Origin of the sequence: Sphingopyxis terrae subsp. terrae NBRC 15098 (assembly GCF_001598815.1) — a bacterium.
GTDB classification, from domain to species: Bacteria; Pseudomonadota; Alphaproteobacteria; order Sphingomonadales; family Sphingomonadaceae; genus Sphingopyxis; species Sphingopyxis terrae.
Map to the genome: position 1 here is coordinate 1 of NZ_BCZQ01000004.1, position 17,963 is coordinate 17,963.

The window sequence follows — 17,963 nt, forward strand, 5'->3', positions numbered from 1 at the left end:
ACTTAGACGTTTTTGCGCTGGGCCAACCGCGTAAGCCCCTCATCTTACATCGCCATCAGGAGCAGGCGTTTCACAAAGCCAAGCTCAGCAAGAACTACATCGTTACCACAGGGACGGGCTCCGGAAAGTCACTGTGCTTCTTTGTTCCGATCATTGATTGCATCCTTCGCGCTCGGCGCGCCCGCGAAGCGCGACGGACACGCGCTATCATCATCTATCCGATGAATGCTCTTGCGAACTCACAATTGGAGGAACTGGAGAAGTTCATTGGCGACAGCGGACTGCCAGAAGACCTTAAGCCGACCTACGCACGCTATACCGGCCAAGAAGGAGACGCAGAGCGCAAACGTGTCGCCGCCAATCCGCCAGACATAATCTTGACCAATTTTATGATGCTCGAATTGCTGATGACCCGACAAGACGATCTTGACCGGCAGGTCATCGCCAACATGGGCGACCTCGAATTCCTCGTTCTCGACGAACTGCACACCTATCGTGGTCGGCAAGGTGCCGACGTGGCGATGCTGGTGCGACGTGTCCGAGAGCGTATGGGCTCGCCAAGGATGCTTTGTATCGGAACGTCCGCAACGATGTCATCGGGCGAGGCGGATGGCGGGCGCGAAACAGTCGCGCGCGTTGGCACGACATTGTTCGGCAGCCAAGTATTGCCGGACGACGTCATTATTGAAACACTGGACCGGGCGACCGAATGGGATAGTGGCGAGGCGGCCTTCACGGGAGCGCTGACACAGGCAGTGCTAGATCCGGATGTCGCTACCGACTGGAAAACCGATGCGCTCGCGGTGTGGATCGAACTCAATATCGGTTTGGCAGCGGGCGAAACACTTGAACGTCGCAAGCCACGGACCCTCACTGACGCGGCGGAAGAGCTCGCCAGCATGACAGGCCTCGACATGGACCAGTGCGCGGCTGCGCTGCGTCAGCGGCTGGTAGCGATGAGCACAGCTTTTGATGCGAGCAGCGGCGCATTCATGGCGTTCAAGCTCCACCGGTTTCTCGGCGGAGCGGGTCACGCCCATGCCACTCTCGAGCGGGCTGGGATCCGGCGTGTTCAGCTGGCAGCCGAGCAGTTCGATCGGCAAAAGCCTGATGCCCGTCTGTATCCACTCTTCTTCTGCCGCCACTGCGGGCAGGAAGTGCACAGCGTTTCGATCGACCGTTCTGGACGAGTGCTGGCACGATCTATTGACGTAACTCCGAAGGACGATAGCGATCATGACGGATATCGGCACGGATTCTTGGTCCCAGATGCAGCCGGCGATCTGGATTTCGCAGGCGACGTGGACAGTTACCCCGATGATTGGATCGACGAAGGAGCCAAGGGTCGGCGTCTGAAGTCGAGCCATCGCGGAAAGCATGAAGGGCAGCGCCTTGTCCTTGGACCCGACGGGCAAGCGGCGGCCGACGGCATTGCGGCTTGGTTTTTTCCTGGTCGCTTTCGCTTCTGTCCACATTGCGGCCATCAGCCAGCAAGCCAAGCGCGCGATATCAACAAGCTCGCCAGCCTCTCTTCCGAAGGGCGCAGTTCGGCAACCACATTGATCACTACCGCGGCGCTCGACTGGATGGAGCAGGCTGCCACACCAGAGGATCGCTACCGACGGAAATTGCTCAGCTTCACCGATAACCGGCAGGACGCGGCGCTGCAGTCGGGTCATTTCAATGACTTTGTGTTCGTCACGCTGCTGCGCGCGGCGATGTTGCGCGCGGTGCGGCAGGCGGGCGCTGAGGGTCTCTCCCATGAGCAGTTCGGTGACGCTCTACGCCGTGCACTCGGTTTTGACCCCGAGATCGTCACGCGTCGCGAGGAATGGATGTCGAACCCCGATCCGAAGGGCTTCGCCGCGCTGGATGAGGCGAAGCGCGCTATCAATCAGGTGCTCGCGCATCGGCTATGGAACGACCTCAGGCGCGGATGGCGCTATACCAATCCAAATCTTGATCAGCTCGCGCTGATTGCAGTGCGCTACCCCGGCGCAGAAATGCTTGCCGCGGACCAAATGGAGTGCGAGCGCGATCCCCACCTTGCTGCGGCGCTCCCCGAAAAGCGAGCGGAACTGTTCCGTAATCTCTTTGACTCGATGCGTCAGGGTTTGGCGATCCAGGTCGACGCGCTCGACCGGACCGTGCTTGAGCAAGTGGCGCAGCGGTCGCGAGAGTATATCAAGGCGCCGTGGTCGATCGCCCGCGAAGAAGAGGAGCGCGACCTCGCTCGGCAAGGCACACTTATCGTCGGCAAGCCAGACGGCAGGACCGACCCGGGGACGATCAAAGCATCGGCGCAGAGTGCAATCGGCAAGATGATCGACAAGGCGCTGGGAGGCGTGCCGGCCAAGGAGCGCGAACCGCTGATTAATGCCATGCTTGAGGCGGCAGAATCGCATCAAATTGTCCGCAGAGTCGGCCACGGTGGGTGGCGGCTCGCGCCCGGCGCGATTCAGCTACACGCCGGCGATGGCAAGGCGAACCCGGTTCAAGACAATCGTTTTTTCTCGCGCCTGTATGCCGACGTCTCCGAACGTCTAAGCGAGAGCGGGAGAATGCCCTTCTCTTTCGAAGGTCGCGAACATACGGCTCAGGTCGATTCTGACGTGCGGCAATGGCGCGAGGATCGGTTCCGCTATGGACGGGCGGACAAGGACCGGATCAGCGAAGTGCGCCACAAGATGATCGAGCGCGGTGAGCGCACCGATTTTCTACCGCTTCTGTTCTGCTCGCCCACGATGGAACTGGGTGTGGACATTTCGCAGCTTAATCTCGTGTTCCTCCGCAATGCCCCACCTACGCCCGCGAACTACGCGCAGCGTGCAGGGCGCGCCGGCCGGAGCGGCCAAGCAGCGCTCGTAATCACCTATTGCGCGGCGCAGAGCCCTCACGATCAATATTATTTCGAGCGGCGCAAGGACCTTGTAGCTGGTGTCGTGCGGGCACCGGCCATCGATCTAGTAAATCCTGATCTGCTGGCGAGCCATGTTCAGGCCGAGTGGCTGGCTAGCGTTTCTGAGCCGATCGGCACTGCGATCCCAGATAATCTTCAAATGGATGTTGAGACACATCCTGTAGCGAGCCGCTTGCAGCGGGCGTTTGCTACCGCGACCGCCCACGAGGTGGCACTTGCTCGTGCTGTTGCCGTGGTGCGGTCAGCCCTGCCTGCCGAGCCGCCGGATGAGCTCTCCGATGTGGAGGCGTTCGTTATTAAATTGTGGTCTGGTGCGGCGAAGGCTTTTGAAGAATCCTTCGACCGCTGGCGCACGCTCTACCAATCCGCCGCAATCGAGAGGCAAGCCGCAAACGCAATCGCACAGCGCACCGGTTTGTCAGCCAAGGATCGCGCTGAAGCTCGAAGCCGCTATTTGGGTGCTGACCGGCAGGTGCAGCTGCTTGAGACGGGCACCAGTTCCTCTGGGTCCGACTTCTACACTTATCGGTATCTCGCGACCGAGGGTTTCCTACCTGGCTACAACTTTCCGCGACTTCCACTTTACGCTTTTATCGATCAGGAGAAGGCATCGGCGGTGCTTCAGCGACCGCGTTTCCTCGCCATCGCAGAGTTTGGTCCAAACGCGCTCGTATATCACGAGGGCAAGGCCTATCGATGTCATCGGGCCAAGCTGCCGGCGGGTTCGCTGAATGACGATCAGCAGCTCGCAACTCAAACCTTCGTCTGCTGTCAGACCTGCGGGGCTGCGCATGAGGAAATCACGCTGGAACAGTGCACCGTATGCGGCGACACTCTCACCAGCGAGGGCCGAATTGCCGAGCTGTTCCGTATCGAAAATGTCGATGCTCAGCCCGGTGCACGGATCACAGCCAATGACGAGGATCGCCAGCGCCGCGGATTCGAAATTCGCACGGTGTTTCGTTGGAGCGCAGATAGCCATGGCGAGCAACGCCTGTCACTGGCTGCGGACGGCGCGCCGCTATTGGCAGCCCGCTATGGGCCGCAGACGCGGCTCTCACGGCTCAACCTTGGCCTTAGGCGGCGCAAAGAAAGGGAAGCGTTCGGGTTCGACATCGACACTGTGACGGGTCGCTGGCTGAAGAACGAGGCCAAGGGTGAGGAGGAAGGCGCTGATCCTGTCAAAGGCACGCGCCGCCAGACGATTGTGCCGATGGTGGAGGATACCAAAAACGCACTGCTGGTTCGCTTTGATCCGGGTTTGGGCTTAACCAACGAGCAGCTGGCAACGCTCCAGCACGCGTTGGTCCGTGCGATTGAAGCAGAACATGTTCTTGAGGCAGGCGAACTGCTTGGGGAACCCCTGCCCACCCGCGATGATCGTAATGCCCTGCTACTTTACGAAGCATCAGAAGGCGGCGCGGGCGTGCTGAAGCGATTGATGGAAGATCCCAGTCGGTGGCGGCGGCTTGCTGAAGTTGCAATTGAACTTATGCATCTGCATCGCCAAGACGACGCATTGATCGACGACCCAGCGGCGGAACCGTGCGTCGCGGGCTGCTACCGATGCCTATTGTCTTATTACAACCAGCCCGATCATCTGATGATTGATCGTCGCGACGGGCTGGTCAGGTCGCTTCTTGATAGTATGACTCGCTGCACCGCCGATGCTGCGGTTGGCGCCGCAGACGAGCCTTGGCTTGATGCACTTGCGCGCTGGAAGGCGCCGCTACCGGAGGCCGAAACGATCGCTGGCATCAACTATCCGCTCTGCTGGCCTAGCCGGATGGTGATGGCGGTGATAGCGCCAGCGCCAGCCTCATTAATAGCGCATTGCAGGGATTGGGGACGCGAACTGATTGAGCTGCCCGGATCTCCTACTGCGACAATGCCTGCGCCGCTTGCGGACGCCCTCGGAGTAACAGCATGACACCCGCGCAGTTACAGACTGGGGATCTTGTCACCGCGCGAGGGCGTGAATGGATTGTGCTCGGCAAACCGGCCGACGACTTGCTGCGCGTTCGTCCGCTGTCCGGCTCGGAAGAGGATGCGATTACGTTCGCCCCCGCGCTCGAATCGGAGCCATTGCGGAGCGCAGCATTTGCGCATCCCACGCCTGATCAACTCGATACGCAGGAAGCAGCACAGCTTCTCGCCGATGCCTTGCGCCTTTCGCTGCGACGCGGAGCTGGACCCTTCCGAAGCGCGGCTCACCTCGGCGTCGAGCCTCGCGCTTATCAACTTGTGCCGCTCTTGATGGCTCTGCGCCAGGATGTGAAGCGGCTCCTGATCGCCGACGACGTAGGTATCGGAAAGACAATCGAAGCAGGCATGATTCTGCGGGAGATGATGGATCGCGGCGAGGTTGATAGGTTCACTGTGCTTTGCCCGCCGCATCTAGTCGAGCAATGGGTCGAGGAACTTGCGACGAAGTTCGACATCGATGCCGTCGCGGTAACGTCGGCACGCGCACGATCACTCGAGCGTGGGCTTGCACTGTCCGAAAGCATCTTCACCGCCTATCCGGCGACTGTCGTCAGTCTCGACTACATTAAGACAGAGGGGCGGCGCGCCGAGTTCGCGCGCGCCTGTCCGCCGTTCGTAATCGTCGACGAAGCGCATACGTGCGTCGGTGGTGGAGAAGGCAGCTCACATCAGCGTTATGCCCTACTTCGCGAACTAGCGGACACGTCTACCCGCCATTTGATCCTGTTAACGGCAACACCGCATAGCGGTGACCAGGATGCGTTTCAGCGGCTGCTAGGCCTGCTCGACCCCTCGCTGACCGTGCCAGATAATAGCGAAACTTGGCGAAGGCGGCTGGCGCGGCACTTGGTGCAACGTCGGCGCCCCGACATTCAAGACAAATGGGGCGAAGCGCGGGCATTCGCTAAGGCGGAGACCGGCGAACTCGCCTATCAGCTGGTTGATGCATTCCTGACATTCCAGGAAGATGTGCTCGATTATTGTATTGGTGTCGCGACACGTGCTGACGGCGAGCGAGCGCGGCGGCTGGCATTTTGGGGGACGCTGGCGCTGATGCGCTGCGTCGGGTCCTCACCGGCAGCGGCAGCGAGTGCGCTCAGGAATCGATTGGCCGGCATTGCCGAAGAGGCGTCGCTGGAGCCGATACTCACGGACGAACACGAAGGGACGTTCAGCGATTCCGATGTCGAGCCAGCCACGGCGATTGATGCGGAGGAACGGACCACGCTTGATGAGCTGATCGCGCAAGCGGATGCACTTGCCGCGCGAACGGATGACGATCCCAAGCTGCGCGCTCTTATCCGCGAACTCAAAAAGTTGATCGCCAAAGGCGCGCGACCGGTCGTATTCTGCCGCTTCATTTCCACTGCCGAGGCGGTAGGCCAGGCGCTACGCGACACGTTCAAGAAATTCGACGTCCAGGTCGTGACGGGCCGCCTTACCCCGGACGAGCGTCGCGGACGGGTTGATGCTATGAAGGATAATCCGCAGCGCATTCTGGTCGCCACTGATTGCCTGTCAGAGGGCATCAATCTGCAGATGCTGTTCGACGCCGTTGTCCATTACGATCTTAATTGGAACCCAACCCGCCACCAGCAGCGCGAGGGGCGGGTCGACCGTTTCGGCCAACAGTCACCGACGGTGTGGTCACTGATGATGTTTGGCGAGAATTCGATGATCGATGGCGCCGTCCTCAAAGTGATCACCCGCAAGGCCGAGAGTATCCGCCAGGCGACCGGGGTCACGGTTCCTGTGCCGGAAGACAGTGCCAGCGTCACCAGCGCGCTGATGCAGGCGATGCTGCTCCGATCGAGCAATCCGCGTGCACAAGGGGCGTTCGACTTCGGCAGCGGCGCGCCCTCAGTCGAGTCAGTTTGGCGCGATGCCGAGGAAAATATGAAGAAGAGCCGCGCGATCTATGCGCAAAACACGCTTGATCCTGCCGAAGTGCTGCCCGAATGGCAGCGACTGCGCGCTCTCAACGGCGGGCCAGCTGAGGTCGAACGGTTCACGCGCCGTGCGCTCGGTCGGATCACGCAGGGCGGGATCGGCGAACAAGGCAACCAGTGGCGGATCAACTATGATCGCCTGCCGCAACGCCTGCATGAAAGACTCGCCGCGCGGGGCTTAACGGGCACTCGCCCCGTTAGCTTCCGGGACGATCCGCCGCCTGATGTCAGTTATATCGGACGTGTGCATCCGTTGGTGGCACTGCTGGCCGAAACGATGGCGGAGGGCGCGCTAGATCCCGGTGGAGTAGAAGGTCGGGTGGCGCTCGGTCGCGCGGGTGCTTGGCGCACGCGTAGCGTCGCCAAGTTGACAACTGTGCTGCTCCTTCGGCTTCGCTTCACGCTGGTAACGAGCGGGCGGCGCACCCTGCTTGCTGAGGAGGCAACGGCACTCGCGTTCAGCCCCGACGGCGAACTTGCAAACGGTGCGGAGGCGCTGGCGCTGCTCGAAGCGGTGGCGTCAGGTAATCTCGATTCTACGGTGATTGCACGGCAGGTCGAGGCAGCGGGCTCGCGGATCGAGGGCTATCAGGGCGCGATCGAAGCCTATGCCAAGGCTCGCGCTACGGCTCTGAGCGAAGATCACGACCGGGTGAAGACAGCCACCGCCGGAGCCGGCGTGACCACCGAAGTGTCGCCGGTGTTGCCTGCCGATGTCATCGGCCTTTACGTCCTCGTGCCGGAGGCCAATTGATGGCCCGGCACTTGCGCAAGGCGGCCGAGCTCGGCCTGGAAGCGATCACCATCGAAGGCGGGCTGATTGCGCCCGAACAGGTCGCCGCTATCGCTGGGGCGACGCGCGACGCGAAACTAGCCGCCAGCTATGAGGTGCCCAAGGGGCTGACGCTGGCTGACGAAATCTCTCGCTATTTCCGGATCGGTCAGGGCATCTGGCGTGATTACGCCAAGATCGATGCGCCCACAACGACGCAGACCGCCGCCTTCGCGCGCGAGTTGCTGAGCAAGGTCTTCGGCTTCGACGACCTGAAGGGTCCGGTTGAACATCAAGATGGCACCCGCCGCTATCGCATCGCACTTGAGAACCGGGACGGCCGTGTTCCGGTGGTCGTCGCGCCGCCGGCGCAGGACGAACGCGGCCGCCCGATCGGCTTCACCCGAGCATTGTCTGAATTCGGCGACGGCGTCGAAGGCCGCCCGCGACGCAGCCCGATAGTGCTGTTGCAGGACTGGCTCAACGCTAACCCAGCATTCTATTGGGGCCTGGTCTTCGCGGGCGATCGCGTGCGGCTGATGCGTGATAACGCCAGCCTTACCCGCGCCGCATGGATCGAGGCCGATCTGGGCGCGATGTTTCGCGATGAGATGTTCGCGGATTTTACCGCCTGGTGGTTGCTCACCCATGCCAGCCGCTTCGGACCCGCCGGCGCATCGCCCAGCAATGCCCCGCTCGAGCAGGCCCGCGAGGGGGGACTGAAACAGGGCACCGCCGCGCGCGAACGATTGCGCGAGGGCGTCGAGGCCGCGTTGATCGAGCTGGGCCAGGGACTGATCGAAGCGAACCCCGCCGTTCGGGACCAAATCGCCAGCGATCCAGCGGCTACCATGCTCTTGTTCGAAGAGCTCCTGCGCACCGTCTATCGCCTGATCTTCCTTGCGGTGGCGGAGGATCGCGACCTGCTCCACCCGCGCACTACGGGCCGCGAGGCGCGCGCACTCTATGAGGGGAGCTACAGCTTCGCCTTCTGGCGCGAACGTTCCGCTCGCCGCGCAGCCTATGACGCTCACCACGATGGATGGGAGGGGATGCAGGTCACGCTTGCGGCACTCGAACAGGGGCAGCCACTTCTAGGACTTCCCGCGTTGGGCGGGTTGTTCGCGCGTGGCGGCACGCCCACGATGAACGCCGCGCGCATTCCCAATCGCCGTTTCCTGCGCGCGATCTGGAGCCTTGGCTTCATCGAAGTCGACAGCATGCGCACGCGTATCAACTGGCGCGACATGCGCACGGAAGAACTGGGCAGCGTCTACGAAAGCCTGCTCGAACTACGTCCCGCCCTCACCCAGGCAGGCGAGTTCTCGTTGGCCGCGGCCAAAGGCAATGCTCGCAAGACCAGCGGCAGCTATTACACGCCTGACAGCCTAGTCGAGACGCTGCTCGACAGCGCGCTCAACCCGGTGCTGGAGAAGGCCGAGGCGAATGGCGGCGTCGACGCCATACTTGATCTCAAGGTGATCGACCCCGCCTGCGGTTCCGGCCACTTCCTGCTCGGCGCGGCGCGGCGGATGGCGGGTAAAGTCGCAGAACTGCGCGATCCCGACGCGCCCGACGAGCAGGCGGCGCTGCGCGATGTCGTCGGTCGTTGCATTCATGGCGTCGATCGCAACCCAATGGCGGTCGAACTCGCCAAAGTGGCGCTGTGGATCGAGAGTGTTTCCCCAGGGCAGCCGTTGGGGTTCCTCGACGCGAATATACGCTGCGGCGATGCGCTGCTGGGAGTATTCAGCCTCGACGCGCTGGAGGAGGGGGTGCCCGACGCCGCATACAAGCCACTGACAGGCGACGACAAGAACGCTGCTAGATACTACGCCCAGCAGAACAAAGCGTCGAAGAAGGGCCAAGGCCAGTTCGACTGGGCGGGCAGCACGGGTTCGATGCCGCCCCCGCGGCTGGCCGCGAACCTTTCCACCATTCGCCGAATGCCTGAGGATACGGTCGGACAGGTAGAGAAGAAGCGCGAGGCGTTCGAAGCGTGGCGGCGTGATCCTGCACGCTATGCGACGCGGGTCGCCTGCGACCTCTATGTCGCCGCCTTTCTGATGTCCAAGACTGAAGTGCCGCTCAATCCCGGGCGCAACATGGTGCCGACGACCTCCGAGGTGCACGCGAAGCTCGGCGGCGGGCAGGTCTATGGGCCGATGGAGGGCGCTGCGGTCGACGCGGCGGAGGCGGCACGCGTGCTCCACTGGCCGCTCGCCTTCCCCGATGTGATGATCGAACGCAGCGGGTTCGACGTGGTGCTGGGCAATCCGCCGTGGGAGCGGATTAAGCTGCAGGAGCAGGAGTTCTTCGCCGGCACCGCCATCGCCGATGCACCCAACGCGGCGGCACGCACGAAGATGATCGACGCGCTCCGCCGCGCCGAGCCGGGCACCCCCGACCGCGCGCTGTTCGACGCCTTCCAGACCGCCAAGCGCGTCGCCGAGGCGACCAGCGCCTTTGCCCGCGTTTCAGGTGATGAAGGCGGGCGCTACGCCTATACCGGCACTGGCGACGTCAACACCTATGCCCTGTTCGCCGAGCATTTCCTTAACCTGACGCGGGAGGGTGGCCGCGCAGGAGTGATCGTGCCGACCGGAATTGCCACTGACGCGACCACCGCGCCATTCTTCGGGCATCTGGTGAGCGAGCGGCGTCTAATTCGCCTAATGGACTTCGAAAACAGCCGGCCGCTGTTCTCCGGCGTTCACCGCAGCGCCAAATTTAGCCTGCTTGTGATCGGGAGCGACGTTCGCGAGGCCGAGTTTGCCTTCTTCCTCACCGATCCGTCGCAACTAGAAGATCGTCGCCGCCGATTTACCCTGTCGCCCGACGAGATCGCGCGGATCAACCCGAACACAAAGACAGCCCCTGTCTTTCGTGCGCGGGAGGACGCTCGACTGATTGCCGCAATCTATGATCGGGTTCCTGTGCTAATCGAAGAAATTAAAGGCGAGGAAGGCAACCCTTGGGGCATCAGCTTCATGCGAATGTTCGATATGTCGAACGACAGCGCTCTATTTCGAACCGCAGCGCAATTAGCCGCAGCGGGGTGGACAAAAGCTGGAACTGACTGGACGCACAGCGAAGCATCGGATCGATATGTGCCACTGCTCGAGTCTAAGATGTTCGGCTTTTTTGATCACAGGCGGACGTCATACGGTGATCGTGAGGATCGCGGCCACCGGGTGCTACCGGACTCGACTCTACAACAACTGTCGGATCCAAATTTTGAACCCGACCCGTTTTATTGGCTACCAGACCATGAGCTGAAAGCGAGGATCTCGAGCAGAAGCCAATCCTCATTCTGCATGTTTTCCAATAAAGTTATGGGCGTCGGAAACGAACGAACCATGATCGTTCTTCCACACTACCTGGCAGCGGGAGGAGATAGCATACTATATGTTTTTTCCCAGAAAAGCCCTGCCCTATATGCTTGCATGATCGCGAACTTTGCATCACTATCAAATGACTTTGTTGTCCGAAACAAAACTAGTGGTGTTAACATCACATTTTTCTTGATCGAACAACTCCCCATACTTCCACCCACAGTCTATACCGAAGCCGACCTCGCCTTCATCGTCCCGCGCGTGTTGGAGCTGAGCTATACCAGCCATGCCATGGCCCCCTTCGCGCGCGATCTGGGTTATGAGGGCGCGCCCTTCGCCTGGGACGAGGATAGGCGCGCACAGCTGCGCTCCGAGCTCGATGCTTGGTATGCGCTCGCCTATGGCCTGACCCGCGACGAGCTGCGCTACGTGCTCGATCCCAAGGACTTGATGGGCGCCGACTATCCGTCCGAAACCTTCCGCGTCCTCCAGAAGAACGAGATCGCCAAATATGGCGAATACCGCACTCAGCGCCTGGTCCTTGCCGCCTATGACGCGCAAGTCGCGGCGGCCCCCAATACGGCATCGCTCGCGAACGGTCAGTGGCAGGGCGCGATCAACGATGAGGTCGACGTGCGCATGCTCCTTTCCGCCATCGTAAAGCGGATGCGACAGCCCCGTCCGCTACGCGAGGTGACGTTCGCCTTCCTCTACGCGGCGCAGCCCCATCTGCTGATGCCGCACTTACCTGTCGCCTCGGCAGCGGAATGGCAGCGGCTTGTCGGCGACGCCTCGGCACTGCCCATTTCGGCTGGTGTGCCATCCTTCTCGGCTTCTCGGCTCGTGCATTTCGCATCGGCGCAGGCTCAACTCGCGGCAAGACGAGCATGGCGCTACGACGTCGAAACCGGAACCGTTGATCGCGGAGCCGCAATATATGACAATCCGCTGCCGCCATGGGCGGAAGGCCGCGCCGACTTCGTCTGGCATGCGCTGCGTTCGATCGACCTCAATGCGGCCACCGCCACGTTGAGCCCAATGGAGCAGACTTTCGTTGCCCAAGCCGCCGCTGCCTGACCTTTTCGCCACGTCGCTCGACGGCTTTCAGCCGATCCACGGCGATGGCCCGCGTCTTTGGATCAGGCGGCTTGTAATCTGGAGCGCGATGGCGAAGCCGCCAATCCAGGATGTCCCGCTGCGCCCCGGTCTTAACATCGTCTGGTCCCCCGATGCTCAGGGAGAGGCTGGCCACATGGGCCACGGCGGCGGCAAGACCAGCTTCTGCCGCTTGATCCGCTATTGCCTCGGAGAGGACAGCTATGGCACCGACGCGCAACGCCAGCGGATCGCTGATGCGATACCTGACGCCCATGTGGGCGCCGAAATCATGCTCGATGGCGAATTGTGGAATGTCATCCGTCCAATAGGCGCAGGTGCCGGAAGCGGCAGGCACTATGCGCAGAAAGGCGGATCGCTGGACGTCTTGGCGAGGGGAGAAATTCCCAACTCGACCGTCAGCCCACTACGGCAGGCGATCGCGAGCAAAGTGATGCCGTCGGCCGCACAACACATGCCGATCGGAAGCAGCCTTGATGACGCTTGGGAATTGGCGCTCGCTTGGCTGACGCGCGATCAGGAATGCCGCCTGCTCGATATCCTTGACTGGCGCGCACCAGAAACCCAGTCGCGCTCTCCCTCTCGAAATATGTCCAAGCCTGATCGTGTCCGGGTGATCCGACTGCTGCTGAAGGCGCTCCAGCAAGACGAGATCGACGCATTGAGGCGGGCGCAGGGACACAAGCGGAAGGCGGAGGAGGCAGCGCGGCGTAAACAGCGGGTTGAATGGGTTCGCGATGACGTCGCCCAAAACCTGCAAGATATGTTCGGTGGCGACCCGGGAGAAAATACCACATTCGACTTATGGATCGGAAAGGCAACCGCAGCAGCCAGCGCCGAACAATTGCGCGCCGACCCGCAGATCGACCAGAAGTTGCAGGAGGCGGCGAAGCTCGTCGAGGACAAGAAAGGCGAGCTTCGAACAATAGAAGACCGCCTAACGGAGATCGACGCGACCATACCCGAAATTGATGCGACTATTCGAGCGCTCGATGTGCAGGTGCCTCGCGCGGCAGCTGACGCTCAAGACGCATCCGATCCGCTGTGTCCGACCTGTGGTGAGCCGATGCCGCCCCGAGCACAGCAGTTTTTCGATGAACAGGTTGCGCTACTGACACGGCTGCGTGAGGACCATGGCAAGGCGGTTGAACGGAGAAGCAAGCTTTTTAAAGAGCAACAAGCATTGAAACCGGATGCCGCGCTCGCACGGCAGCGTTTTGAGCAGGCGAAGGCAGCGTATAAGGCGTTGGAGGACGCCGCGACAAAGTCCAGAGAAGCGCTCGCATCGGCGAGCGGTTATGTTACGCTGACGAAACGATACCCGGAATATCTTGCTGAAATCACCAAGCACGAGGTCGAGTTTCAGAGCGAAACCGCCGCCGAGGCCAGAGAACGAAGCTGGGCCGCATCTATCCGCCAAGAGGCACAAGGGATCGTAGAGCGGCTGTCTTCCTTGTTCGGCATGACGATACGTTTTCTTGTCCCGGAGGGCGCCCAAGGCAGCGTGCAGCTTAATGAAAATGGCATCCAGCCGGTGATTTCGCTCCACGGCGATTTGACGACCGCAGCCGTCGACTCGCTAAAGGTCGTCGCATTCGACCTGGCAGCCCTATTATTGACGATGGAAGGCAAGACGGAACTGCCCGGATTCTGGCTACATGACAGTCCCCGCGAGGCAGACTTGGGTCTTGGGATCTATCATCGGATATTCGAACTGGCGCTCTGGGTTGAGAGTCAGACGGACGAGCCACAGTTTCAATACATCATCACCACCACGACGGCTCCCCCCGAAAAACTGCGAGAGAAACCTTGGACCGTGCTGCAGCTGAGCAGCGCACCGCAGGAATCCCGATTGTTCAGAAGGGACCTCTAGCACGTGCTGTCAACTCAAGCCCGCGTTCGCGACATCTCGGCTGCGCTTCGCTCCGAATTGAAGGAAGCGGCCTACAACCACGGTTATCGTCAGGAAAATGGAGAGGCTGACGGCTGGGTCTATTTTCGTTCCGACATAAACGTCCCCGGAGAAATCGGCCTTGCGGTTGCTGAGCATGGAGCGGCCTGGTTTTTGTCCGTAGGCCATGCTGGCGTCGCGGGAGAACTCGGCGCGCCCGCAGCCGAACCTGTTCCGCAAGGAATGCGGGCCGCATTCGCCTTCGCCGAGCAAGGCGATCTTCGGGCGGCCCTACACCGAGCTTACGTTCTTGCCAGCACATTGCCGACGCTTCCGTTGCACGAGTTCGAAGCTGCAGTGGCGGGACTTGGCAATACCGAGGCGGAACGCCTGACCCGAGTGCGCATAGGTCAGGATCATTTCCGCCGCGCGCTTATGGGCTATTGGAACGCACGGTGTCCTCTGACCGGCATAGAGGATCCGGCTTTGCTCCGCGCTAGCCATATCGTCCCGTGGGCCGAATGTGAAAGCGACGCAGAGCGTCTAGACGTTCATAACGGCCTGTTGTTGGCTGCGCACTGGGACGCGGCATTCGATGCGGGATTGATCAGCTTCCGCGACGATGGGCAGGTCATCTTTGCCCCTTCGCTGAGTGAACATGCGCGCTGCGTGCTCGGCACGCCGCGCGCCTTGTCTCTGACTGAGGTGCACCAATTGAAATTGGCTCGGCATCGCCAGCGATATGGGTTTCACGTTACATGAACGCTAACCCGGATCGCGCAGCAACATTGCCACCCGCAGTTGCCAGCATGCTACCTCTACGAGCACATCGACTATAGCGACAGCTGCACTGATACGGACACAGGCGTGCTACTTCCAATGAGGGAAATAACGCCCAACCCAAATCCGATGAGACCAAGCATCACAGATAGGACGCCGAGGCGTGCGGCGATCCGCGGCATGGCGTCAGTTGCCCGCCATGCCCAACATAGCTGCCCCCACGGACCAGCCTTCCTGAACAGGAAGTCTCGATCTTGCCCCGGCGCAACCTTGAGCCGACTACGAAGCGCCAAGTCCATCGCGATCCCGGTCTCTCCGACGCCAGCGGGGCCCCTTGCTACGGCGTAGGCGACCTTCCCGTCGCATTCGATGCGGATAATTTCGCCAGCTCTGGCAAAGGCGCGGTGAATCATGTGAACTCTGACAACGTCCGAAAAAACGTCTCGCAGAGCGACGTCGGAGACTTTGAGCCGGACTGTTTTACAAGATTGTGTGAACACAGCACCCCCAAGCAACTAGTTAAATTTGTCCTCGCGAGTTAGAATTTGGGTGGCCTGCTCTCGACGATCGAATTGGCAGCCTCGATTTCGCACCGCCCCTCAAACCGTGTCGTTTGGGTGATGGGGCCATCGGGAAACGAGGTCGTGGCATGCGACACAGATTCTATGGCCCCGTCGTCTCGCGAAAGGGACACTGTCTCGAAACGATGGATAGGATACCCGCCATTGGTCCGTCCTTCCTCCTGACGTTCTCCGCGGTATCGATCCCGATCGATGGTCAATGCATATTCCGCCAACACATCGGAGGGCCGGGAACCACGATGGATGATTTTTCCGCCATGGCGATCGACGATAAAGTGTTCCTGTGAGACAGTGTCGGGAATGGAAGCCGGCCAGGTTGTCTGTCCATCGCAAACAAGTCCGATAAGTTCGTCGGCTGCAGCAGCCGTCGGCAACCATAGCGCCCCAGCTGTGGACAGGACTATCGCTCCACCAATCATAATAGCCAATCCTTTTCTCATTGCCCCATCCTTGCCAACCAGCCTGGGCAATTAGCATAGCTCACCAAAGGAATGCAGATGAACTAAAATTGCTTCCAGCGAGCAAGTAACGCTGGTCCTCGGCTTGGTGGCGACACGGGTCACGTAAGGGCGAGCACGATAAACGCAACATTGCGCCCTCCTGCGCCACTTTGGCCATTGCAGATCAGCTAAACGTCACGAGTTTTCCCCGCGAACTGAATGTTCAATCTAATCAGCGCAAAATCTTTCTGCGGCGTTTCGGCCTTCTGCCGAACCAACTCGGGACCGTTGGTTCAGCGGAAGCAGAGTGACGATTGACTGCCGCGGCACATGATTCGTTACGACCGGCGTCTCGCGCACCAATACCTCAAGGCGCTCGGACAACTCGCGCTTTTGTCCCAGTGTTAGTGCACGCCGATCATAATTTCGCGGACCAGTCCCTTTGCGAGCATGGCCCATGTGGTCTGCGATTAGCGTTTCGCTTACGCCGGGCGCGGCGAGGACCGACATATTGAAGGTTCGCTGAGACTGAAAATCGGACTTCTTGCCGCCTGCGGTTTCTGGCAACGGATGCTTGGCATGCGTGGCGTCCATGATGAAACGCCAAGCGATTGCGTAGAAGCGGCGGCCACCGAAAGCGGGGACTTTCTCGCCCCCGCCGCCATACTTGGCGTCCGCGAGATAAAGCTCGGGAAAAATCATTTTGTGGCCTTCGGCCTCGATGTTGCGCACATAGTCCTGCAGCCCCAATTCAATGAGTTCGGGATGCAGTGGCATCACTCTGTGCCGGGAGAGACGTTTTAGACCTGCGGGCTTCACCCCATCCTTGGATTTCGTCATATTTTTCTGAACCAAAAGGAATGGGATTTCGCTCGCAAAGTCAAAGTCGAGGCACTCGAGACCGCAAATCTCCTCACGGGACATGCCCGTGTAGGTGGCGATAAGCGGTGCCCAATAGGCGGCGTCCTGATACACTGTCGAACGACCCGCAAACTTGACTCGGGCATGCTGCCCACCCCCTCCTTGCCAAAGCGGAAGCGAATACATCGTGCGCAGATGCTCCGGCGTCCATGGCATTCGAACGGCGTCTTCTATGACTACCAACCTCCTTGCTTCGTCGAAGATCATAACGTTGCCGGCACCGGCTTTTGGCAGCCAGTAGTTCTTCGAGAGGACCCGGCTTGCAGCCTGCAGCTTGCTTATGTGCGAGTTTACGGTCCTGCTACTGCGTTGCTGTTCGGGCGGAACGTCTTTCAGTTCCTCCGGGAATTTTCCTGGGTCGTAGGGAACCGCCATTTCCCCCTTCTCATATAGCCTGCCCCACGCGAAATCTTTCCTGATGCAGGACAAGCGAGATACGTATGTCTCGATATCCGAGGGCTCATAATCCGACATGATTTTGTCGCCTGTAAGCCAGGCAAACGCTTCAAGCATTTGCCGCGTCCTCCCATTGTCCGGCTGCCATTCGTTCACCCGGAACATCCGCCTTTCCAGCTCGTCGATCTGTTCGCTAAAACGCACCGTCGATGTCTTGGCGAACAACCAATGCTCGGCGGTTGGGGTGCATTGACGGCTCGCGACGCCCGGATCCGGCTTAGTAATCTCGTGAAGGACGGGAGCATGCACCACCCTCCTTGCTTGCTCCACCTTTGCATCATCTAAGAGATCCACGCCCGGAACGACGCTGTCCGCGAAAAGCGGGTGCTCGATGAGGGCCGCGCGCTCCTGCGCCTCAATGCGGCCCCTGAACATCATCCAACGCGCTTCCGCGCGGGTGCTCTCGTTCACTGGAGTGCCAAGCGCGGCAAGGGCGCCGTCGACTTGGGTCCGAGTGATCGTATTCGACGTCACAAAAAGACGAAGGGTCTTTCCAAGCAGCGCCCGTTCCTCGGCGGTCCAGCTTTCGTCGATTACCTCGTCCATCTGGGCTTGCCCGACGGCGCCAGTGTCGTGAGGCATGGCGCCAACAATTCGGTAGGCGGCGATCAACACCTTGCGCTGCGCTGGGGAGGCGATGTCGGCATGCAAGCTTCCGCGTTTGGCGCGCGTGGCATCTGCAAGTTCGTCTTCAAGAGCCTTGCGCATGAGGCTTTGCTGTTCGGACAATGTCAGAGTCCCGCGCTCAAAGGTTTCTTCCATGGCTAGCGTCACTTTATCCCATCGCGCGGCGAGTCGGCGTGCCAAGTTTCTGGC

At 60.6% G+C, this 17,963-nt stretch carries 7 protein-coding genes; 5 read left to right on the forward strand and 2 right to left on the reverse strand.

Annotated elements, in window-relative coordinates:
• Positions 1–41: 41 nt before the first annotated feature.
• From STE01S_RS02775 to STE01S_RS02795, 5 genes are all read left to right on the forward strand, one after another.
• Positions 42–4,850: a DEAD/DEAH box helicase gene (locus STE01S_RS02775; protein ID WP_322787068.1), complete on the forward strand. Its 4,809-nt coding sequence runs from the start codon at positions 42–44 to the stop codon at positions 4,848–4,850.
• The gene (locus STE01S_RS02780; protein ID WP_062764651.1) at positions 4,847–7,609 is read left to right on the forward strand and encodes a DEAD/DEAH box helicase; all 2,763 of its coding nucleotides are present in this window, start codon (positions 4,847–4,849) and stop codon (positions 7,607–7,609) included. Before STE01S_RS02775 ends, STE01S_RS02780 begins: the two co-directional genes overlap by 4 nt.
• Positions 7,609–12,039 (forward strand): Eco57I restriction-modification methylase domain-containing protein, encoded by a 4,431-nt coding sequence (locus STE01S_RS02785; RefSeq protein WP_062764654.1) that lies wholly within the window; start codon positions 7,609–7,611, stop codon positions 12,037–12,039. The genes STE01S_RS02780 and STE01S_RS02785 overlap by 1 nt, the downstream gene beginning before the upstream one ends.
• An 88-nt stretch (positions 12,040–12,127) precedes the next feature.
• Entirely contained in the window at positions 12,128–13,951 is a 1,824-nt protein-coding gene (locus STE01S_RS02790) for a hypothetical protein (RefSeq protein WP_162928187.1), read from the forward strand.
• A gap of 3 nt (positions 13,952–13,954) precedes the next feature.
• The gene (locus tag STE01S_RS02795) at positions 13,955–14,731 is read left to right on the forward strand and encodes an HNH endonuclease (RefSeq protein WP_062764659.1); all 777 of its coding nucleotides are present in this window, start codon (positions 13,955–13,957) and stop codon (positions 14,729–14,731) included.
• A gap of 556 nt (positions 14,732–15,287) precedes the next feature.
• Here STE01S_RS02795 and STE01S_RS20245 read toward each other — a convergent pair.
• Complete coding sequence (locus STE01S_RS20245) at positions 15,288–15,770, reverse strand: hypothetical protein (RefSeq protein ID WP_162928188.1); 483 nt, start codon at positions 15,768–15,770, stop codon at positions 15,288–15,290.
• Between the two features lie 228 nt (positions 15,771–15,998).
• Positions 15,999–17,909, reverse strand: coding sequence for a site-specific integrase (locus STE01S_RS02805; protein ID WP_162928189.1), 1,911 nt, complete (start codon positions 17,907–17,909; stop codon positions 15,999–16,001).
• Between the last annotated feature and the right edge of the window lie 54 nt (positions 17,910–17,963).